This is a genomic window from Myxococcus sp. CA040A, assembly GCF_013336725.1.
In the GTDB taxonomy this organism is placed as follows: Bacteria; Myxococcota; Myxococcia; order Myxococcales; family Myxococcaceae; genus Myxococcus; species Myxococcus llanfairpwllgwyngyllgogerychwyrndrobwllllantysiliogogogochensis.
The window spans coordinates 1256288-1277421 of sequence record NZ_JABUMR010000001.1 but is presented as its reverse complement, the minus strand read 5'-3'; the positions used below and the strand labels follow the sequence as shown (position 1 = coordinate 1277421).

15 protein-coding genes are annotated in these 21134 nt (G+C 70.1%); 2 read left to right on the top strand and 13 right to left on the bottom strand.

Annotation, left to right across the window (positions count from 1 at the left end):
- Positions 1 to 200: 200 nt before the first annotated feature.
- Positions 201 to 2042: a DNA mismatch repair protein MutS gene (locus tag HUA75_RS05220; RefSeq protein WP_174485689.1), complete on the top strand. Its 1842-nt coding sequence runs from the start codon at positions 201 to 203 to the stop codon at positions 2040 to 2042.
- A 103-nt stretch (positions 2043 to 2145) separates the two neighbouring features.
- On the opposite strand, the gene HUA75_RS05215 is transcribed toward HUA75_RS05220, so the two are convergent.
- Positions 2146 to 3318 carry a thiolase family protein gene (locus HUA75_RS05215; RefSeq protein ID WP_141643892.1) on the bottom strand — a complete coding sequence of 391 codons (1173 nt, stop codon included), beginning with the start codon at positions 3316 to 3318 and terminating at the stop codon, positions 2146 to 2148.
- A gap of 77 nt (positions 3319 to 3395) precedes the next feature.
- Entirely contained in the window at positions 3396 to 5786 is a 2391-nt protein-coding gene (locus tag HUA75_RS05210; RefSeq protein ID WP_141643891.1) for a 3-hydroxyacyl-CoA dehydrogenase/enoyl-CoA hydratase family protein, read from the bottom strand.
- Between the two features lie 125 nt (positions 5787 to 5911).
- On the opposite strand from HUA75_RS05210, the gene HUA75_RS05205 reads away from it, so the two are divergent.
- A complete protein-coding gene (locus HUA75_RS05205; RefSeq protein ID WP_141643890.1) occupies positions 5912 to 7666 on the top strand; it encodes a M1 family metallopeptidase in 1755 nt (584 codons plus the stop codon).
- A 30-nt stretch (positions 7667 to 7696) separates the two neighbouring features.
- Here HUA75_RS05205 and HUA75_RS05200 read toward each other — a convergent pair whose 3' ends face one another.
- The 11 genes from HUA75_RS05200 to HUA75_RS05150 form a co-directional block, all read right to left on the bottom strand.
- Positions 7697 to 8578: a site-specific DNA-methyltransferase gene (locus tag HUA75_RS05200; protein WP_141643889.1), complete on the bottom strand. Its 882-nt coding sequence runs from the start codon at positions 8576 to 8578 to the stop codon at positions 7697 to 7699.
- Between the two features lie 212 nt (positions 8579 to 8790).
- Positions 8791 to 9069 carry a 50S ribosomal protein L31 gene (rpmE, locus tag HUA75_RS05195; RefSeq protein WP_141643888.1) on the bottom strand — a complete coding sequence of 93 codons (279 nt, stop codon included), beginning with the start codon at positions 9067 to 9069 and terminating at the stop codon, positions 8791 to 8793.
- Positions 9070 to 9178: 109 nt separating this feature from the next.
- Positions 9179 to 10114, bottom strand: a complete 936-nt coding sequence (locus tag HUA75_RS05190; protein WP_174485688.1) for a 5'-nucleotidase — start codon at positions 10112 to 10114, stop codon at positions 9179 to 9181.
- Positions 10115 to 10192: 78 nt separating this feature from the next.
- Positions 10193 to 10324, bottom strand: a complete 132-nt coding sequence (locus HUA75_RS47475) for a hypothetical protein (RefSeq protein WP_256433094.1) — start codon at positions 10322 to 10324, stop codon at positions 10193 to 10195.
- Complete coding sequence (locus tag HUA75_RS05185) at positions 10321 to 11166, bottom strand: tetratricopeptide repeat protein (RefSeq protein WP_141643886.1); 846 nt, start codon at positions 11164 to 11166, stop codon at positions 10321 to 10323. The genes HUA75_RS47475 and HUA75_RS05185 overlap by 4 nt, the downstream gene beginning before the upstream one ends.
- An 83-nt stretch (positions 11167 to 11249) precedes the next feature.
- Positions 11250 to 13097: a CheR family methyltransferase gene (locus HUA75_RS46455; protein WP_371746058.1), complete on the bottom strand. Its 1848-nt coding sequence runs from the start codon at positions 13095 to 13097 to the stop codon at positions 11250 to 11252.
- Positions 13098 to 13134: 37 nt separating this feature from the next.
- A complete protein-coding gene (gene cheB, locus HUA75_RS05170; protein ID WP_141643885.1) occupies positions 13135 to 14193 on the bottom strand; it encodes a chemotaxis-specific protein-glutamate methyltransferase CheB in 1059 nt (352 codons plus the stop codon).
- A gap of 79 nt (positions 14194 to 14272) precedes the next feature.
- Positions 14273 to 17161 (bottom strand): response regulator, encoded by a 2889-nt coding sequence (locus HUA75_RS05165; protein WP_174485687.1) that lies wholly within the window; start codon positions 17159 to 17161, stop codon positions 14273 to 14275.
- The gene (locus HUA75_RS05160; protein WP_141643883.1) at positions 17158 to 18975 is read right to left on the bottom strand and encodes a methyl-accepting chemotaxis protein; all 1818 of its coding nucleotides are present in this window, start codon (positions 18973 to 18975) and stop codon (positions 17158 to 17160) included. Before HUA75_RS05160 ends, HUA75_RS05165 begins: the two co-directional genes overlap by 4 nt.
- Positions 18972 to 20762, bottom strand: coding sequence for a methyl-accepting chemotaxis protein (locus HUA75_RS05155; protein ID WP_141643882.1), 1791 nt, complete (start codon positions 20760 to 20762; stop codon positions 18972 to 18974). The genes HUA75_RS05160 and HUA75_RS05155 overlap by 4 nt, the downstream gene beginning before the upstream one ends.
- Positions 20759 to 21133: a protein CrdC gene (locus tag HUA75_RS05150; RefSeq protein WP_174485686.1), complete on the bottom strand. Its 375-nt coding sequence runs from the start codon at positions 21131 to 21133 to the stop codon at positions 20759 to 20761. The genes HUA75_RS05155 and HUA75_RS05150 overlap by 4 nt, the downstream gene beginning before the upstream one ends.
- Position 21134: the final 1 nt, after the last annotated feature.

Sequence of the window (21134 nt, the reverse complement as noted above, 5' to 3'; positions counted from 1 at the left end):
GGCCGTTCTACCTCGTTGGACCCCCACCCTCCGCTGACCCATGAAGCGCCCGTCCCGGAGGGCCTCGCCTCGGGCCTGCGCACCAGAGGCCACCGCCCCCTCGGGCAACGACTCCCAGCCCACCTCCGTCATCCCGACACCATCTGAAGACAGGCGGCCCTTGCCCTGAACGGGCCGGAAGCACAGCATGCGCGGCCACAGTGTCCGCGAACGCCCCGAGCCCGAATCCCCACCACACGTACACCGAGCGCCGTGCCGCCGCTGAGGCGGAGCTGGCCGCCCTGGACCGCGTCAGCGCCCGCTACGCCAACCTGCGCACCCTGGCCTTCCTCGTCGCGGCCGTCGTCTCGGGGCTCATCGTCACGGGCAGACTGCCCAAGACCTGGTGGTGGGGCACGGTGGCCGCCGTTGTCGTCTACGGCCTCCTCGCGGTCCTCCACCACCAGATCTTCCGCCGCGAGGCGCGTCAGCGGCTGTACGTCACGCTCAACGAGCGGGGCCTCGCGCGCCTGGGCCACGGCTGGCACGAGTTCACCGAGCGCGGCGAACGTTTCGCCTCCCCCGCCCACCTCTACACGCCGGACCTGGACGTCTTCGGACAGGGCAGCCTCTTCCAGCTCCTGAACGAGACGGCCACCCGCGCGGGCGAGGAGCGACTCGCCGCGTGGCTGTCAGCGCCTGCTCCGGTGGACGTGGTGCAAGCACGTCAGGGCGCGGCGCGTGAGCTGGCACCGCTCGTGGACTTCCGACAGGACCTCTGCGTGGAAGCGCGCACGGTGGCGAAGGAGAAGGCCGACCCGAGCCTCTTCATCCAGTGGTCGGAAGCCGGGCCCGCGCTGGACTCCATTCGCTGGTCCCTCCCGCTCGCCATCATCCTGCCGCCGGTGACGCTGACGCTCTTCATCCTGGGCGAAGTCGGCGTGCTGCCCGGCTCCTCGGTGTGGGCGGGACTTGCCGCGCAGCTCGCGGTGGCCGTGGCCACCCGCCGCACGCTGCGGAAGATGGACGAGGGCGTGGAGAAGGGCGAGCAGGGCTTCGTCCGCTATGCGCCCATCTTCGAGCGCGTGGAGGGCCAGCGCTTCGAGCATCCCCTCCTGCGTCAGCTCCAGTCGGGCCTCCAGCAGCAGGGCGAGCCGCCCGTCTCGAAACACTTCCAGCGCTTCAGCCGACTGTTCTCGCTCATCGAGTTCAAGCGGCACCAGTTCCACCCACTGGTGCACTGGCTCACGCTCTGGGACATCCATGCGCTGTTCGCACTGGAGCGCTGGCGCGCGAAGCATGGCACGCAGGTGCGGCACTGGTTCGAAGCGCTCGCGGAGATGGAGGCCCTCTCCTGCGTGGCGGGCCTCGCGCATGACCGACCCGCCTTCGCCTGGCCCACGCTGGAAGCGACGGGGCCCCTCGTCGAGGCGAAGGTCATGGGCCATCCGCTGCTGGATGCCCCCGTGCCCAATGACGTGTCCCTGCCGGGCCCCCGACAGGCACTGCTCATCACCGGCTCCAACATGAGCGGCAAGACGACCCTGATGCGAGCGCTGGGCACCAACGCGGTGCTGGCGCTCGCCGGAGCGCCGGTGTCCGCGGCGTCGTTCCGCCTGTCTCCGCTGCATGTGCTCACCAGCATGCGGGTGAAGGACTCACTGGAGCGCGGCGTGTCGTACTTCTACGCGGAGGTGCAGCGCATCAAGGCCGTGCTGGACGCGTCGCGCGCGGCGAACGGGCAGGCGCTGTTCCTGCTCGACGAAATCCTCCTCGGCACCAACACGCGAGAGCGGCAGCTCGCCTCGCGCGAGGTGCTCCGGCTGCTGCTGTCCACCGGGGCCTCGGGCGCGGTGACGACGCACGACTTGTCGCTGACGTCCCTGGCGGAAGAGACGCGTGACGCGCACGTCCGCAACGTCCATTTCAGGGACCACCTGGAGGCTGGGGAGATGGTGTTCGACTACAAGCTGCGCGAGGGCGTGGTGGACACGACCAACGCGCTGCGAGTCCTGCGCCTCGCCGGTGTCCCCGTGGACGACCCCGAAGCCCCCGTCTCCTGACGTCGAGCATGAAGGGCCGGCGCCTGGCCGAGCCCCGCAACGACACGGGCCCCGGGAAGCACTTCCCCGGGGCCCGCGAACTTTCAGTCGGTGAAGCGGGCGACTACTTCGCCAGCTCGATGAGCGCCGCGGCGCCCATGCCGCCACCGATGCACATGGTGACGACGCCGTAGCGGCCGTTGCGGCGCTTCAGCTCGCGCAGAATCGTCGCGACCAGACGCGCACCGGACACGCCCAGCGGGTGGCCCAGGGCGATGGCGCCGCCGTTCGGGTTCACCTTGTCCATGGGGATGCCCAGCTCACGGATGCAGTACAGCGCCTGCGGAGCGAAGGCCTCGTTCAGCTCGAAGACGTCGATGTCCTTCACCTCGAGCTTGTTCTTCGCCAGCAGCTTGCGCACCGCCGGAACCGGGCCGATGCCCATGACTTCCGGAGCCACACCGGCGACGGCGAAGTCCACGAAGTAGCCCAGCGGCTTGACGCCCAGCTCCTTCGCCTTCTCCTCGCTCATCACCACCGCCGCCGCCGCGCCGTCCGTCAGCGGCGACGCGTTGCCGGCCGTCACCACGCCCTTGGCGTTGAACGCCGGGCGCAGCTTGCCCAGGCCCTCGGCCGTCGTCTCCGGACGCAGGATGGTGTCCACGGACACCGTCACCGTCTGCGCCTTGCCCTCCTCGTCGTAGACGGTGGTGGTGACGGGGACGATCTCCTCGCTGAACTTGCCCGTCTCCCGCGCGCTGGCCGCGCGGCGCTGGCTCTCCGCGGCGAACTTGTCGGAGTCCTCACGCGACACGTTGTGACGGGAGGCGATGTTCTCCGCCGTCACACCCATGGACGAGTAGATCTCCGGGTGGTTCGCCATGATGTCCGGGTTGGCGCTGACTTTGTTGCCACCCATGGGCACCATCGTCATCGACTCGGTACCACCGCCGATGCCGACCTGGATGTGCCCCGCCTGGATGGCCGCGGCAATCTGGGCAATCGCCTGCGTCCCGGAGGAACAGAAGCGGTTGATGGTCATCGCCGGTACTTCCACCGGCAGCCCCGCCAGGAGCGTGGCCTGACGCGCCACGTTCATCCCCTGCTCGGCTTCCGGCATGGCACAGCCCAGGACGACGTCTTCCACGTCCGACGGCTTGAGGCCGGGGACCTGGGCAACGGCCTCCTTGATGGCGATGGCGGCCAGCGTATCCGGCCGGGTGTCCTTGAACTCTCCCTTGTGCGCGCGGGTGAACGGCGTGCGGACCGCGCTGGCAATCACGACTCGACCAGGCATCTTGATGTCTCCTTGCCCGGGGAGCACCCGGGCATGCAGCGAAATTTATGTCGTAGCCAATGGATACCGGCCGGCCGTCAATTCCGCAGCGGCTTGCCCTTCTCGATCATGAACGTCAGGCGGTCCTGGGTCTTCTCCTCGCCGCACAGGCTCAGGAAGGCCTCGGCCTCCAGCTCCAGCAGCTTCTCCTCGGTGACGAGCGCCGAGGTGCTGGTGTCGCCGCCGGTGAGCACGCGCGCGAGCTTCTGACCAATCTTGCGGTCGTGCGCGCTGACCTGCCCGTTCATCTCCATGTCGTACAGCATCATGTCGATGGTGGCGTAGCCGCTGGGGCCGCCCAGGCGGAAGCGCGTGGGACGCGGCGCGCGGAAGCCCGCGTCCGCCATGCCCAGCACCCGAGCCTTCGCGTCCGACAAGAGGAAGTCCCGGTTGGCGCTGATGCCGTCCGTCAGGGACAGGAAGCCCAGCTCCCGCGCCTCCTCGGCGCTGGTGGCGACCTTCGCCGTACCGATGGCCAGGAACACCTTCTTGAGGAAGGGCAGCGGATCGAAGTCCTTGTCCGTGGAGTACGCGCCGTAGACGTTGCGGAGCAGCTGCATGTTGCCGCCGCCGCCGGGGATGAGGCCCACGCCGACCTCGACGAGGCCCATGTACAGCTCCGCGCTCGCCTGCACCGCGTTGCCGCCCATCGTCACCTCTGAGCCGCCGCCCAGGGTGAGGTTGAAGGGCGCCGTCACCACCGGCACCGGGCTGTAGCGCATGCGCTGGTTCACCGCCTGGAAGCCGGTGACGAGCTTGCGGATGTCCTCGTACTGGCCGCTCTTCGCCGCCCACACCAGCGCGACGATGTTGGCGCCCGCGGAGAAGTTCGAGCCGTCGTTACCAATCACGAGGCCCTTGAAGTTCTTCTCCGTCTCGTCCAGCGCCGTGTTCATCATCTCGATGATCTGGTCATCGATGGAGTTCATCTTCGTGTGGAACTCCAGCAGCGTGGCGCCGTCGCCCAGGTCCCACAGGGTGGCGGAGTCATTGCCGGCCACCTTCTTGTTGCCGCGCTTGAGGTACTCCACGCGCTGCGTGCGGGCGTTCTCCGGCACAACCTTCACGGACTTCGTGGGGATGTCCCAGTACGTGTCCTTGCCGCCCTCCACGCCGTAGAAGGACTCGCGGCCCGTGGCCACCATGTCCTCCACCCACTTCGCCGGCTTGAGGCCCAACTCCTTCATCCGCGCCAGGCCCTTCTTCACGCCGTACGCGTCCCAGACCTCGAAGGGCCCCAGGTCCCAACCGAAGCCCCAGCGCACGCCGCGGTCCACGTTGACCACGTCGTCGGCAATCTCGGGGATGCGGCGGCTGGTGTACGCCAGTACGTCCAGGGTCACCTGCTCGGCGAACTTCGCGGCCTTGTCCGTGCCGTTCAGCACGACGGCGACGCGCTCCTTGACGTTCTCGACTTCGCGGGCGGCGCCCAGCGACTCGAAGCGCACCTTGCCCTGCGCGCGGTACTCCAGCGTCTTCAGGTCCAGCGCGAGGATTTCCTTCCCGCCGCTGCTCTTGTCCTTCTTGTAGAAGCCGCCGCCGCTCTTGTCGCCGAGCATGCCCTTCTCCACCATCTTCTGGAGGAAGCCGGGGATGGCGAAGACCTCACGCTCCTCGTCCTGCGTCAGCGTGTCGTAACAGTTCTTCGACACGTGGACGAAGGTGTCCAGACCGACGATGTCCGCGGTGCGGAACACGGCCGACTTGGGGCGGCCCATGGCCGGACCGAAAATCTTGTCCACCTCTTCGATGGACAGCTCCGCGGGGCCCATGGCGGCGATGGTCCGCATCATCCCGTACACGCCGATGCGGTTCGCGATGAAGTTGGTGGTGTCCTTGCCGTAGACGATGCCCTTGCCGAGCACTTCCTCGCCAAAGCGGTGGATGGTCTTCATCACCGCCGGGTCCGTCTCCGTGCCGGCGACCAGCTCCAACAGCTTCATGTAGCGGACGGGGTTGAAAAAGTGCGTGACGAGGAAGTTCTTCTTGAACGCCGCGCCCCGGCCCTGCGTCATCCCGACAATCGACATGCCGGAGGTGTTGGAGGAGATGATGGCGTCCTTGCGGGCGTGCTTCTCCACCTTCTCGAAGAGGGCCTGCTTGACGGTCAGGTCCTCCTTCACGACTTCGATGACCCAATCGCAGTCGGCGATCTTCGCCATGTCGTCATCGAAGTTGCCCACCTCGATGGCGGTGAACACCTGCTCGGACATGATGGGGCTGGGCTTCTGCTTGCGCATGTTGGCCAGCGCCCCGAGGGCGAACTTGTTGCGGAAGGCCTTGGTCGAAGTGTCTTCGCCCGGTGCGGCCTTCGGCGGAACGATGTCCAGGAGGAGCGCGCGCACGCCCGAGTTGGCCAGATGGGCGGCGATGCCGCTGCCCATCACTCCGGCGCCCAGCACAGCTACCTTGCGGATCCGCGTCGTCATTGGAAGAGGCTCCCTTGAGGGAAGAAGGGACTGCACAAATGTAGGCGATTGACCCGAAAGTCAATCTGTTCGGAAGGTGGGAGCACTCGCCATGGGTCGTCCCAAGGACTACAAACCGGACCTCCATGGCTCGCCCCGACCCGCACTCCTACAACGACAGCACGCAGCCTGAGACGGAAACCCTGGACTGGAAGGCTCGCGTCGACTTCCGGACCCGCCGCCTGCACGCGGAGGCCACCCTGACGCTGAAGGAAGCGTCCGCGGGTCCCCTGGACCTGGACACGCGGGATTTGGAGATTCTCAGAGTCGTAGACGGCAATGGTCGCCCCTTGCCCTACATGCTCGCCCCACCAGAGCCGATTCTGGGCAGCCGGCTGAGGGTGGAGCTGCCCTCGGGGGTGCGACAGCTCACGGTGCACTACCGCACCTCGCCCACGGCGAGCGCGCTGCAGTGGCTGACGCCCTCGCAGACGGCGGGCGGGCAGCACCCGTTCCTGTACAGCCAATGCCAGGCCATCCACGCGCGCAGCGTGGTGCCGCTGCAGGACACGCCTCGCATCCGCATCCGCTACCGCGCGTCGCTGCGAGTGCCCAAGGCGCTCAAGGCCGTCATGGCGGCCAGCTTCGTGCGCCGCGAGGAGCACGGCGTGGAGGCGGAGGAGCACTACGAGATGCCGCAGCCGGTGCCTCCATATCTCCTGGCCTTCGCGGTGGGCAGCCTGGCGCCCAAGGAGCTGGGCCCCCGCTCGCGCGTATGGGCGGAGCCGGAGCTGCTGGAGGACGCGGCCGAGGAGTTCTCCGGCGTGGACGACATGCTGCGCGCCGCCGAGTCGCTCTTCGGGCCGTACGACTGGGAGCGGTTCGATTTGCTCACCATGCCTCCGTCCTTCCCGTACGGCGGCATGGAGAACCCGAGGCTGACGTTCCTCACGCCCACGTTGATTGCCGGGGACAAGAGCCTGGTCAACGTGGTGGCGCACGAGCTGGCGCACTCGTGGACGGGCAATCTGGTGACGAATGCGTCCGCGGAGCACTTCTGGCTCAACGAGGGCTTCACCGTCTTCGCCGAGCGCCGCATCCTGGAGGCGCTGGCGGGGCCGGAGGTCGCCGCGCTGAACGCGGCCCTGGGGCGGCGGGCGCTGGACGAGGCGCTGCACCACTTCCGCGAGCACCCGCACCTGACGGCGCTGCGCACGCACCTGACGGGCGTGGACCCGGACGAGGCCTTCTCCCAGATTCCGTACGAGAAGGGCTACCTGTTCCTCCGGGCCATGGAGGACGCCGTGGGGCGAGAGGCCTTCGACGGCTTCCTGCGCCGCTATCTGGCCACGTACCGCTTCCGCGCCCTCACCACCGAGGAGTTCATCGCCTTCACCGAGCGGGAGCTGCCCGGGGTGCTGGCGAAGGTCGACGCGGAGGCCTATCTGCAGCGGCCCGGCGTGCCCGCGAGCGCGCCCTCGCCGCGCTCCAGCCGGCTGGAGGCCCTGCAACGCGCCCGGGGCACGGTGCCGTCGGTGGAGGCGGCCAAGGACTGGACGCCCGCGGAGTGGCAGCTCTTCCTGGAGTGGATGCCCTCGGACGCGCCCAAGGACTTGTTCCGTCAGCTCGACGAGCGCTTCGCCTTCACGCGCAGCCGTAACTCGGAGGTGCTGGTGGCGTGGCTGGTAGCGGCGCTGCGCGCGGGCTGGGAGCCGGCGGTGGGGCGCACCGAGGCGTTCCTGGGCGAGGTGGGGCGCATGAAGTACCTCAAGCCCCTGTACGGCGTGCTCGCCGCGTCCCGGGAGCACCGGGCCCTGGCGCGCTCGCTCTTCAAGCAGTACGGGGAGCGCTACCACCCCATCGCCCGTCAGGGCGTGGAGCTCATCCTGTCCCGCGCCTGAGAAGCGGCGCGGGGACTCGCGGCACGGGGACTACTTCGCCGACTGCGCCACGAGGCGCTTCTCGGCGAGGTCCAGGTACTTCTCGTCCATGTCGATGCCCACGTAGCGGCGGCCCAGCTTGAGGGCCGCCACGCCCGTGGTGCCGCTGCCGTTGAAGGGGTCCAGAATCAGCGCGTCCTCGGGGGTGCTCGCCTCGATGATGCGCTCCAGCAGGGCCACGGGCTTCTGCGTGGGGTGGCTGCCGAAGGCCTTCTCCTCGCCGCCGCGCGGGACGGTGAGCGTCCACAGGCGGCCCTCGCCGTCGGCGGTGACTTCCGCGTCGCCAGAGGGAGGAAGCGCCCAGGCGTCACGCATCTGCTTGCCGCCGTTGTCCGCCTTCATCTTCGAGTAGTTGAAGACGTGCTGGAGCTTGCCGCCCGACTTCGGGGAGGCCCAGATGAGCAACTCCGTCGAATGGGTGAAGTAGCGGCACGCCAGGTTGGGGCTGGCGTTGGGCTTGAACCAGGTGACGGTGTTGAGCAGCTTGTAGCCGAGCTTCTGCATGGCGAAGCCGGCGTTGAAGATGACGTGCTGCGTGCCGCTCACCCAGAGGGTGCCGGTGGGCTTGAGCAGCCGCTGGCAGGCGGCGAGCCACGCGGTGGTGAAGGCGTGGTCCTCTTCCACCCCGCGCGACACATCCCAACCGCCCTTCGCCACCGACACGCGCTTGCCACCCTTGCAGGTGGTGCCGCCGTTGGAGAGGAAGTACGGCGGGTCCGCGAAAATCATGTCGAACGTCTGGGGCTCGAACTGCTTCAGGAGCTCCAGGCTGTCCCCTCGCAGGAGCGTCCAGGCGTCGCCCTTCGCGTGCACGCTCTCGTTGAGGGAGCGCCGGACAACCTTCAGGTTTGGGGCAGCAGCTTCCGCGAACATCACGCCTCCGTCGGACTCTTCGTCGTGGGACGCGGCGGAATGTGCCTCAACAGGCTGCTACAGCAATTTTCTGACCTGTAGCACCCTGAAACTTGACGAGTGACTCAAGTCGTAGAAACACCGCGAGCAGGGCGGGAGCGCCTCTCGTGGAGGCTCTCCGACACCCTGCTCGACGGTGCTGCTTCAGTGGCTACGAAGCGCGACGGCCCGACTCAGGCCTTGGCCTTCTTGGCCTTGGCGACGGGGACCGCGATGTTGCCCTCGACAGGAGCAGCGTCGGCGCCCTTCGTGGGGTTCGCGGCGTACTTCTTCTTGAAGCGGTCGATGCGACCGGCCGTGTCGATGAGCTTGTACTTGCCCGTGAAGAAGGGGTGGCAGTTCGAGCAGATTTCCACCGAGAACGAGCCGCGGGTGGAGTGGGTCTCGACGACGTTGCCACAGGCACAGGTGATGCGGGACGGCGGATAGACGGGGTGCAGTTCCGGCTTCATGACGCTCTCCAAGGTGCCTTGCCCCCAACCGCCAACGGCTGGGAGGTCCGACACTGTAATGGCCGGCGCTTATAACGGCGCGCCGACCGGGGCACAAGATCCGCCCGGGCTAGTGGGCCGCCGAGCCGGAAGGCTCGATGCGTTCCACCGCTTTCTGAACGGCCGGGTCCGCCGGCACGTCGCTCCCAAGCTGGATGTACGACAATAGATGCGTCCGGGCCGCCGGCGTTGCGCCCCCCGCCACCGTCTTTTCCAGCGCCGTGCGCCGGGCTTCCAGGCTGGCGACCGCTGACTCGAGCGAGCGCTTCTGGACCTCGTCGGTGGACTTCGCGAGCCGCTCCCTGGCCTTGGCCAGGTTCGTCTCCACGATTCGCAGGCCGTCCCGGGTGCGAGCCACCTCGGAGTTGTCCACGAACCGGCCGGGGCCGCTGATGGACAGCTCCAGCTTCGCCAGCTGCCGCCCCCGGTCTCCCGGCGGGACAATGGTGGTCATCGCCATGCGCTGGGGGATGCCGGAGCCCCGGCCTTCGTGGGACTGCATCACGAAGTCCACGCCCTCCACCTCGTTGGCCAGCTTGAGCACCTCGTCGTAGGGCACGGCGGCGAGCAGCATTACCAGGTCCACGCGCTCCTTCTGGCGCAGCCGCTTCGCCTCGGCGGCCACGGCGGGAGCCACCGGAAGGCCCTGCCGCATCACCCCTGCCGCCTTTCCCTGGGCCAACGGCTCCATGGGCTCGGGCTGGGTCGTCGCCGGGGAGGCGCCCACCACGCCGACCTTGAGCCCGCCGACGTCCACCACCGTGGAGGCGGGGAACAGAAGCGTGCCCTTCGCGTCCACGAGGTTCGCCGACAAGAGCTTCAGCTTCGACTTGCGCGTCTGCTTGCGCAGGAAGTCCACGCCGAGGTTGAGGTCTCGCGCGCCCACGGCCATGGCGGTGGTGCCCTGCGCGTCCATCTGCGCGAGCAACAGCTCCGCGCGTGCGCGTGCGTCCGGGGCGCCGCCGCTGTCCCGGCTCCTGAAGAGCGCGTTGCCCGCGTCCAACACGAGGACCGGTACGCCCTTGGCGCGCTCCTGCTCTATCGTGACTTTTCTTCTGGCCAGACCGCCAGACGGGTTGTGTCGTCAACCACAGGGGGCGATTTCGCCCCCATTGTCTCCGGTGAAGAGCAGCACCAACTGCTTGGGCGCCGCGCCCGCGACCAAGGGCACGAGCAGGAGCGCCAGCGCGGCGAGCCGCAGGGGACGGAAGCTCACTTCTTGCCGCCCTTCTTGGCGGGGGTCTTCGCCTTGTCCAGCTCGGCGATGCGCTCCTTGGCCGTCTTGGCCGCGGAGGCCTTGGGGTAGCTCTTCACCAGCTCCTCGAGCGCCATCCGCGACTCGTCCTTCATCTTGAGCTGGGCGAAGCACTCGGAGGAGCGCAGGTAGGCGTCCGGCGCGGACGGCGTCTTCGGGTGGTCCTGCACCACCTTGCCGTACTCGAAGAGGGCCTCGCGGCACTTGGACTCGGTGAAGTAGGTCTCACCCAGGCCGTAGTGGGCCTCGCCCACGAGCGGGTCCTTGGTCCACTTCTTCATCAGCTCGGTGAAGAGCTGGCGCGCCACGAGGACTTCGCCGGCCTTCGCCCGCTCCTGCGCGAGCGCGAGGAAGTCCTTGGGGTTGGTGGGACGTTGGAGCTCCTCGGCCTTCTTCTTGGCCTCGGCCTCCTTCACGGCGGCCGTGCCCTGCAGGGCGAGCAGCTTCTGGTCCTGGGCGCCGAGGGCCGTCTCCAGCTCGGTGATTTTGTGGAGGTAGGTCTCCACCTGGCCTCGCAGCTGGGACAGGTCCTCCATCGTCTTCTGGAGCTGGACGCCGATGTCCGCGTCCTTGCGGCGCGCGGCGGTGTCCAGGCCATCCAGGGCCTTGGTGACCTCGGCGACCTTCTCGTCGATTTTCGGCAGGGTGGCGGCGAGCTGCTCGCGCGCCTCCTTCAGCTCCGCCTGCATCTGCGCGGAGTCGGTGCCGAGCCGGTCGACCTTCGCCTCGAGGGCGCGGCCACGGTCAGCGGGATAGAAGCAACCAGGGAGCGCCAGCAGCGCGAGCAGGACGAGCCTTCGCATGGGGCCGGCATCTTACGGCCAAATCGGCGCTTCGTCCGGACTTCTCGCAAGCCCCTGGCATCCCGGCCCGGCCGCCTGCCCTGTCAGCGACTGCCGCCGAGGGGGGACAGGCGTCCGGCGGCGTGTGCGCAGGCCACGCGGAGCCGGCCGGGGTTGAGGAAGAAGGGGACCGTGCGGGCCCTGCCTTCCTCCAGGGATTCGAGGGCCCGGCGGTATTCGACGGCGGCCTCGAGGGGGCGACGGCACTGCTCCAGGAGAAGCCCCAGCAGGTAGCGCGCGGCGGCGTGGTCCGGGTCCAGCGAGAGGCACCGGCGCAAGTCCCGTTCCGCCACCGCATCGGAGACACCCGAGGCGGCTCCGTCGAGGACACAGGCGAAGAGCAGATCGGCTTCGACGGAGGCTGGCGAGGGCAGTGCGGTGACACGGCTGGCGTCGAGGGGATTCGAGGGCTCCCGACCCGCTCCCGACGCGGACGTCCGTCCCGAGTCGAGAGGGCTCGACGGCTCGCGACCCGCTCCCGACGCCGACGAGCGCCCCGCGTCGCTGGGATTCGCAGGCTCCCGGCTTGCTCCCGACGCGGACGTCCGTCCCGAGTCGAGAGGGCTCGACGGCTCGCGGCCCGCTCCCGACGCCGACGAGCGCCCCGCGTCGCTGGGATTCGCAGGCTCCCGGCTTGCTCCCGACGCGGACGTCCGTCCCAAGTCGAGGGGCCTCGACGGCTCGCGGCCCGCTCCCGACGCCGTAGCATGACCCAAGTCGAGGGGGCTCGACGGCTCGCGGCCCGCTCCCGAAGAGCGCCCCGCGTCGCTGGGATTCGCAGGCTCCCGGCCTACTCTCGACGCCAAAGAGCGCCCCGCGTCGCCAGGATTCGCAGGCTCGCGGCCTGTTCCCGACACCAAAGTACGCCTCGCGTCGCTGGGATTCGCAGGCTCCCGGCCCACTCTCGACGCCGAGGCCCGCCCCACCTCGATGGGAATCAACGACGCTCGGCTCGCTCCCGACGCCGAGGTTTGGCCGGAATCCCGCGCTCCAGACCGCGCTGGGCCCTCGGCCGCCGATGACCGGCCTGGAACACCAGGGGCCGCGGCCTTTCCGAGGGAAGCCACCGGGACCTCGTTGCCAGGATGCGGCGCACCCTGCCCTGCTCCGGATTCTTCGACGCGGACGTGAAAGAAGGCCGCCGCCGTGCGCTCCACTCGCAGCGTCGGAGGCACCTGGAGCAACGGCTCCGACGCGGACAGCACCAGCGTCCCCCCGGGCGCGAGGCTGTCAGCCAGCGTCGCCACCGTCCGGTGGAACGACTCCACCGTGAAGTAGATGAGGACGTTGCGGCAGAAGATGACGTCGAAGCGCCCCTCGCCCACCGGCCGGGGATAGGGCACGTCCATCAGGTTGTGGACCTGGAAGCTGGCGCGCTCACGCAGCGCCGACACCAGCGCCAGCCTCGAGCCCATGGGCACGAAGTAGCGCTCACGCAGCCCCGCGGGCACCCGGCGCAGATGCTCCGGAGCGAACGAGAGCGCGCACGCCCTCCGCAGCGCCGCCTCGGAGATGTCCGTCCCCAACACCGTGCTGCCAGGACTGGCGCCCGCCTCCGCCATGAGGACCAGCAGCGTCGCCACTTCCTCGCCCGTGGAGCAGCCCGCGCTCCAGATTCGGAGCGGCCGTCCCCCCGCGCGCGCCACCAGCGGCGCCAGCACCCGCTCCCGGAAGTCGGTGAGCTGGACCTCGTCTCGGAAGAGGTCCGTCTTGTTCACCACCACCGCGGAGATGAGCCCCTCCAGCTCCGCCGCGCCCGACGGCGACTTGAGGAAGGCCAGGTACTGGTGCGGCGTCAGCCCGCGACACCGCTCCGCCAGCCGATCATCCAGGCGGCGAATCTGAGGTCCGCTCAAGGCCATGCCCGTACGCGCCGTGAGGAAGGCGCGCACGGAAGCCCATGGCGCGCCCGGAGCACGCACTGGCGGCTCAGCGCCCCACTGCGAGCGACTCACCCCGGGCCAGTCGCGCCAGCGTGGCGGCGACTTCGTCCCCATGGATGAGGTGGTCCACCGCCTTGCGCTCCACCGCCGCGCCGGGCATGCCGAACACCACGCAGGACTCCTCGTTCTGCGCGAGCGTCAGCCCTCCCGCCTGACGGATGGCCAGAAGCCCCTCCGCGCCGTCCGCGCCCATGCCCGTCAGCACCAACCCCACCGCCCGGCGGCCGTAGGTCCTGGCCGCGCTCTCCAGCAGCGTCGTCCCGGACGGCATGTGCCCGTCCCGCTCCACGCCCGCCTTGAGCGCCACGCGCCCCCGGAAGGGAATCATGGTGTGCAACCCCGGCGGGGCGATGAGCACGTGCCCCGGCATCAGCGGCTCGCCGTCCTGCGCCAGCCGCACCTTCAACCGGCTCGTGTTGCCCAGCCACCCCGCCAGCGACTCCGCGAAGGCGGCGTTGATGTGCTGGACGATGACGATGGGCGCCGGGAAGTCCGGCGGCAACTCGGAGAGCATCCGGTACAGCACCTGCGGCCCGCCCGTGCTCGCGGCCACCACCACCACGCCCATGGACACCGCGGGCAGCACCGACGTCGTCACCCGAGGAGGGGTGATGTTCCCCTTCTGGGAGCGGCGCAGGTGGCGGATGACGCGCACCGAGGAGAGCAGCTTGATTTCCCGCACCAGGTTCCACGCCTCGGGGCCGGCGTCGATGGCGGGCTTGATTTGCAGCGCGAGCGCGCCCAGCTCCAGCGCGCGGTACGTCAGCTCCGGCGCCTGCGAGCGCGGGTCGGCCGTCAGCACCAGGATGGGGGTGGGGCACTCGGCCATGATGTGCTCGGTGGCCGTCAACCCGTCCATGACGGGCATGTCCACGTCCATGGTGATGACGTGAGGGCGCAGCTCCTTGGTCATCTCCACGGCCTGCTTGCCGTCCGCGCAGGAACCGACGACCTCGATGTCGGGGTCCTTGCTCAGCGCCTCGCAGATGAGCTGTCGGCAGATGAGTGAGTCATCGACCACCAGCACCGACACTTTCTTGCCCATGCCCTGTCCATACCCCGTACGCGAGGTGGCGAGTATAGCCAATGCTCGCCCTGTCCTCAGGAGGTTGAGAGGGGACCCTTCAGGACAAGAGCCGGCCCACCACATCCACCAGGTCCTGGCGCACCAGATCGCCCTTGGTGATGTAGCCGTCCGCCCCGGCCGCCAGCCCACGCCGCCGGTCCTCCTCGCCACCACGGGTGGTGAGGATGACGACGGGTAGCCGGGCCTGGGTGGGGTGCCCCTTCAGGCGCCGGGTCAGCTCCAGGCCGTCCATCCCCGGCATCTCCAGGTCCGTCACGACGAGGTCCACCGACGCCCCTTCCAGGGCGTCCAGCGCGTCCGCACCGTCGGCGGCCATCACCGTGTCGTACCCCACGGCCTCCAGGAGGTTGGAGATGAGCTCCCGGGTGAGCGGCGAATCGTCCACGACGAGGATGCGGCGTCGCCGGGACTCGGCCCCGGGCACGGCCGAGCGGGGCAGCTTCAGGGGGGAGGTCCCATGCGCGCTGGCGGTGAGCCAGGCGGCGGACAGGACCATCGCGAGCCTCCCGTCCGCCAGGGACGTGGCCCCCGCCAGGTGGCCGAACCGGGCCAGCACGCCACGCAGGGGGAGGATGGCCTGGACACGCTCCTCCAGGACCCGGTCCACCACGACGGCGGCGGCGCCGCTCTGGCTGCGCACCACCAGGACAAGCTCGCCCTCGCGCACCTCCCGCTCCGGAGCAAGCCCCAGGAGCGAGCCCAGGGAGGCCAGCGGGAGCACCCTGCCCTCCACCAGCAGCGAGGGCCGGCCGGCCACCTCGCACAGGTGCACGGGCTCCACCTTGAGCGCTCGCGAGACGTGGGTGGCGCTCAGCGCGAGCGTCTCCTGGCCCACCTGGACGAAGAGCAGCGGAGCCACGGTAAGGGAGACCGGGACGCGCAGCTCGAAGATGGTGCCCCACCCGGGCGCGGACTCCACGCCCACGTCCCCGCCCAACCCCTGGATGGAGGCGCGCACGGCATCGAGCCCCACGCCCCGACCGGACACGTCGGTGACGACCTCGCGCGAGGTGAAGCCGGACAGGAAGATGAGCTCGCGGGCCGCGGCATCCGACAGGGCGTTGGCGGCGCTCTCGTCCAGAGTGCCCCGGCGCACGGCGACCCGGCGCAGCTCGGCGGGGTCCAGGCCCAGGCCGTCGTCCTCGACGCGGAGGATGATGCGACTGCCCTCTCGCGCGGCGCGCAGCGTGAGGCACCCCCGAGGGTGCTTGCCCGACGTCACCCGGTCCACTCGCGTCTCCAGGCCGTGGTCCAGGGCGTTGCGCACCAGGTGCATCAGCGGCTCGCGCAGCGCCTCCACCACGGCCCGGTCCGCGCGCGTGTCCTCTCCGTCGACGACGAGTTCCACTTCCTTGCCCAGGGCGCGCGACAGGTCGCGGACCATGCGCGGGTAGGGCTCGAAGAGGACGGACAGCGGCAGCATCCGCAGGCCCTGCACCTCCTCCACCACGAGGCCCAGGTCTCGGAGTTCCTCGTTGGACAGGAGCTTGGACTCGCGATGAAGGTCGGCGGCCAGTTCCTTGGCCGTGCCCAGACGGGCCACCAGGGCCACCGCCGCCGGGCCCAGGTCCTCCGCCGCGCGGGCCAGTTGCCCGAGCTCCCGGGCCAGGGCCAGCCGCCGAGCGTTGGCGCGCTCACGTCGCCGCGCCACCTGGGCCAGGTTGGTCACCGCGCTCGTCAACAGGTCCAGGCTGGCCACATCGATGCGCACCGCGTCCATGCGCGTCTCGGGCTGACGGGACACCGCCGTGGCACCGCCTTGCTGCCCTCCAGCGGGAACAGGAGCACGAGTTCCCGTGCTGGATGAAGTTGCCGGCGAGGCCGTCAGCAAGGCCCCTGCGCCGGGACCGGCCCGAGAAGGGCTCGCGGCGGGAGCACCCTCCGGACGGGGCACGGAAGGCCAGTTCCGTGCGCGCGACGACGCAGACGTGCCGCCCGTCGGCAGCTGGGTTCCCGCCGTGGTCCGAGGCGGGCTCTCCAGGGGCGCGCTACCACTGACCCGCCACATCCCCGTGCCCGAGCCACGCCGAGGAGTTCCCTCTCCGGAAGCGCCTCCTCCAACACGCTCCATTCCGCTGCCCGACTCGCCCCGCGCAGTCCCATCGACGGAAGCGCCGCCGCCCGCTCTTCCCATCCCGGTGCTCGTCGACTCGCTCCGAGGAGGTCCATCGAAGGACACTCCTCCGACACGCCCCATCCCAGCGCCCATGCCACTCCGAACAGCCTCATCGACGGAAGCAAAGGCATCGCCGCCCGCCCTCCCCATCCCGGTGCCCGCCAACTCGCTTCGAGGAGTCCCCGCGAAGGGCGCTCCTCCAACACGCCCCATCCCAGTGCTCGAAGACGGTGTGTCGCGAGGTGCCCCAGGAGTCACAACGCCCTTGCCCTCCGCGCCCCCCGGAAATGAACTCGCGGAGCTCGACTCGGAAGCCACGGCGGCGGCGCGGGCCAGCGCGGCCAGCGACTCGCCCGCGTCGACTCGACGGGACGCCGAGGACTCCTGCCTGGCGGCCTCCATCGGGCTCCCCACGGCTGGCAGCCCTTCCGCCTCCGCGCGAGTACACGTCTGGAGCCAGACCACGAGCCGCCCGACCTCGGGCGACGCCTCGGCCGAGGGCTGGGCACCCGACAGCACCAGCACCACGTCCGCGGCGCTGAGCAACGCGTCCGTGGAGTCGGCCGACAACGCATACCGCCGAGGCTCCGTGCAGCGGACCAACTCCTCCATCTCGTGCACCAGCACGTTGATGTCGTCGAAGCCCATCATCCGGGCCTCGCCCTTGAGCCCGTGCAGCTCGCGCAGCGCGCCCCGGCCCGCCTCCACGCTCGCCCCCGCCTCCAGCTCCATGAGCGCCCGGTTGATGCGCTCCAGGCGCACCGTCACCAGGTCCCGGAACTGCCTGAGGAGGCGCTCGCTCGGGTTCACCCGCCCTCCTCCCTCAGCGTCTCCTGACCAATCTGGAACCGCTCCACCACTTCCCGCAAGTCACGCGCCAGCACGAGCAGGTCCGTGTTCGCGCTGCTCACCTGCTTGGTGGCATTGAGGCTCTGCTGGGTGATGCGCAGGATGTCCGCCATCGTCTCCGCGAGCTGGTCGGTGCCCGTCTGCTGCTGCTGCGTGGCCAGGGAGATGCTGCGCACCGCGTCCGACGTCTTCCCCGCGAGCTTCGTGATTTGCCGCAGCGACTCCGACACCTGCTGCGCCAGCGTCGTCCCCGTCTCCACCGCGCGCACGCCGCCTTCCGTGGCGGACACCGCCGCGGCCGAGGCCTCGCGGACCTCCTCGATGAGCCCCTCGATTTCCTTGGTCGACTCCAGCACGTTCTCCGCCAGCCGCCGCATCTCCGCGGCCACCAGCGAGAAGCCCCGGCCCACCTCCGCCGACTTGGTGCCCTCCAGCTCCGCGTTCAGCGCCAGCAGGTCCGACTTGTCGGCCACGCCGTTGATGAACTCGACAATCTTGCCAATCTGCTGGACGCGCTTGTTGAGCCGCACCACCGCGGAGGCGATGGCACCGTTGTCCTGGCGCATCCGCTCCATCGACCCCAGGAACGACTCCGCGCTGCGCTGCCCCTGCTGCGCCGCCCCCAACGTGCGCTGGGCAATCTGCGCCACCGAGCCCGCGTTCTCGGCGATCTGCCGCGCCGACCGTGCCAGCTCCTCAGTCGTCGCGCTCGTCTGGTCCAGGGAGCTGGCCTGCTCCGCGGCCCCCATCTCGTAGCGCCCGGAGGTGGTGAGAATCTCCTCGGTGGTGGCGGAAATCTGCGCCCCGGCCCGCTGCAACTGCGACATCACGTCCGCCAGGTGCGCGCGCATGGTCGTGAAGGCGGCGGACACGTCCCAGATTTCATCCTCCGCCGGCACCACGCGCGGGCTCGCCAGGTCACCCTCGGCGATGCGCCGCGCCTCGCTCGACAGCTCTCGCAAAGGCCGCCCCAGCAGCGTGCCTCCCAGGTACGCCGTGGTGAGCGCCAGTCCGAAGACGAGCAGCACCAGCGGCCCTCCCGAGGCCAGTGCCTCCAGACGCAGCGCCGAGGCCAGCGCCGCCGTGGGCTCGCCATACGCCACCAACTGGGCCAGGGCCCGCTCCCCCAGCGCCGAGGAGAGCTGCACCGACAACACCGCCGGAGTCACCACGGAGATGAAGGCGAAGGCCACCAGTCGCGCGCGAATCTCCGCCCGCCGGGGCATGGCCGCGATGAGCTGCGAGTGCGTCATGCCCAGCTCCGCCAGCCACAGCACCACCTTGCGCGAGCGCAGGATGACCAGGCAGTGGACGAGCAGCGCCGTCAGCGGGCCGAACAACAGCCCCAGCCCCGCGATACGTCGGGACATGTCCATGTCCGCGCCCGCCAGCCCCCACAGCGAGGCCCCCAGGCCCACGGTGGTGAGCAGCCACAGCCCCAGCGAGCCCAGGAAGGCCTCGTCCGGCGCGCGCGTCACCTCCAGCACCGCCGCCTTCAGGGACTCCGGCGTCACGGGGACATCCCCGCGCTCCAGCCCGCGCAGGGTGCGCAGCCGGCCCAGCGCCGCCGCCGCGCCCACCGCCATGGCCACCCCGCACAACAATCCGCCCAGTTGGAGCAGCCATGACAGCCGCCCCTCCTCCGCCAGCGCATCGGAGAGCGTGAGCCGGGCGTAGTGCAGCCCGAGCGCCGCGCCCATGAGGTTGGCCAGCGGCACGGGGAGCATCAGGTGCCGGCTGAACGAGGCCCGCCGGGAGCCACCGCGCGCGCTCATGCGTCCTCCCCGGCCACGACGTGGAAGCGCTCCACCACGCGCTTGAGGTCCCTCGACAGGGTGGACAGGTCCGCGTTGGCCACCGCCATCTGCTTGGTGGCCGCCGAGTTCTGCTCGGTGACACGCAGGATGTCCCCCATGGCGGCGGCGAGCTGGTCGGTGCCTGTCTGCTGCTGCTGCGTGGCCAGGGAGATGCTGCGCACCGCGTGGGACGTCTGCCGCGCCAGCTCCAGGATGAGGCTCAGGCTCTCGTCCACCTCGGCCGCCAGCACCGTGCCCGCATCCATCGCCTTCAGCCCCGCCTCGGTGGCCATCACCGCCGCATGGGTGGCGTCGCGAATCTCCGCGATGAGCTGCTCAATCGCCTTGGTGGACCGGATGACGTTCTCCGCCAGCCGCCGCATCTCCGCGGCCACCAGCGAGAAGCCCCGCCCCACCTCGCCCGCCTTGGTGCCCTCCAGCTCCGCGTTGAGCGCCAGCAGGTCCGACTTGTCGGCGATCTCGTTGATGAACTCCACCACCTTGCCAATCTGCTGCACGCGCTTGTTGAGCCGCACCACCGCGTCGGCGATGGCCTGGTTGTCCTGCTTCATGCGCTGCATGGCGCCGAGGAAGGCGGCGGCGCCCCGCTGGCCCGTCTGCGCGGCGGCGAACGTGGACTCGGCGATGGTGGACACCGACTCCGCGTTGCCGGCGATCTGCTGCGCCGAGCGCGCCAGCTCCTCCGTCGTCGCGCTCGTCACGTTGAGCGAGCTGGCCTGCTCGTCCGCGCCCGACTCCTGCTCGCCGGATGTGGCGACGAGCTGCTCCGTCGTGGTGGAAATCTGGAGGCCCGCGCGCCGCAGCTGGGTGAGCGCCTGCCCGAGCTGCGCCTGCATCTGCGCGAAGGCGGCGGACGTGGCCCACACCTCGTCCTCGGCGGCGATGACCCGAGGGGGGCGCAGGTCGCCCTGGGCGATACGGGTGGCGTCCTCGGTGATGGCGCGCAGGGGCGCCGCGATGACCGTGCCCCCGAGGTGCGCCGTCAGCAGCACGAGGATGGCGACGAGCCCCGCCACCGCCAGCCCCCGCCCGTCATCCGCCCGCCGCAGGGCCGCGTCCTGCTCCAGCGGCGAGCGGGCCAGCACCACGTCATCCATGGCGCGAAGGGTGCGGGTGACGGTGGCGTCGAGGATGAACAGCGACGGCGTGAGCACCGCGATGGCGGTGAAGAGCACCATGCGGCGGCGGATGTGCAACCGCCGGGGCGGCGCCGTGGCCACCACCTCCAGCGGGGAAAGGCCACGGGCCGCGATGAGCTCCACCGCCTCACGGCAGCGACGCACCACCAGCAGATAGATGAGCAGCGCCGTCAGCGAGCCCAGCGACGCACCGACGAGCAGGATGCGCGGCCCCAGCGACAGCGGCGCATCCGCCCAGGGAATGAAGACGAAGGCCACGACGACGGCGCCCACGAGCCAGCTCTGGAGGGCGAAGGAGAAGCACCGCTCGGGAAAACCCCGGGCCTCCAGCAGCGCCGACTTCAGATGCTCCGGCGTGGCCTGCAGCTGCCCGGCCCCCACGGCATACAGCACCCGCAGCGAGCGCCTCGCGTGCTGCTGGATGAGCCACAGCGACAGCGCGGTGACGACGACGACGAGCACCAGGAAGCGCATCCACGAAGCGACAGGAAGCGCATCCGTGAGCAGGCCATGCAGCAGCGCCAGGGAGATGCCCAGGGTGCTGGCCGGCGCCACCGGACGCGCCAGCCACCGGGCCAGGCCCCGTAGGTCCGTGGGCGCCGTCATGCCGCCCCCCGGGCCACGCCCCGCAGGAAGCGCTCGAAGTCCGCCAGCCCCAACAACGGCCATAACACCCCGCGCGCCAGCACGAAGCCCCGCAGACTGCCGCCCGAGGCATGCACCGTCACACAGGGCGCGGGCAGCACCGGATGCGACTCCGCGTCGATTTCGAGCGTGTCCACCCCCACCGCGCCGCCCGAAATCGCCACCAACACCCGGGTGGCACCCGCCGGCGCGTGGAAGGCCAGCCCGGCGGAGGCCGCGTCCGCCTCCTCGCCCGGCGAGGTGATGGACAGCACCTCATGCGCGGAGAAGGCGAGCCGATGCGGGCCCGCATGGCAGAACAGCATGCCCCGGACGGGACTGGCTGGAGCCATG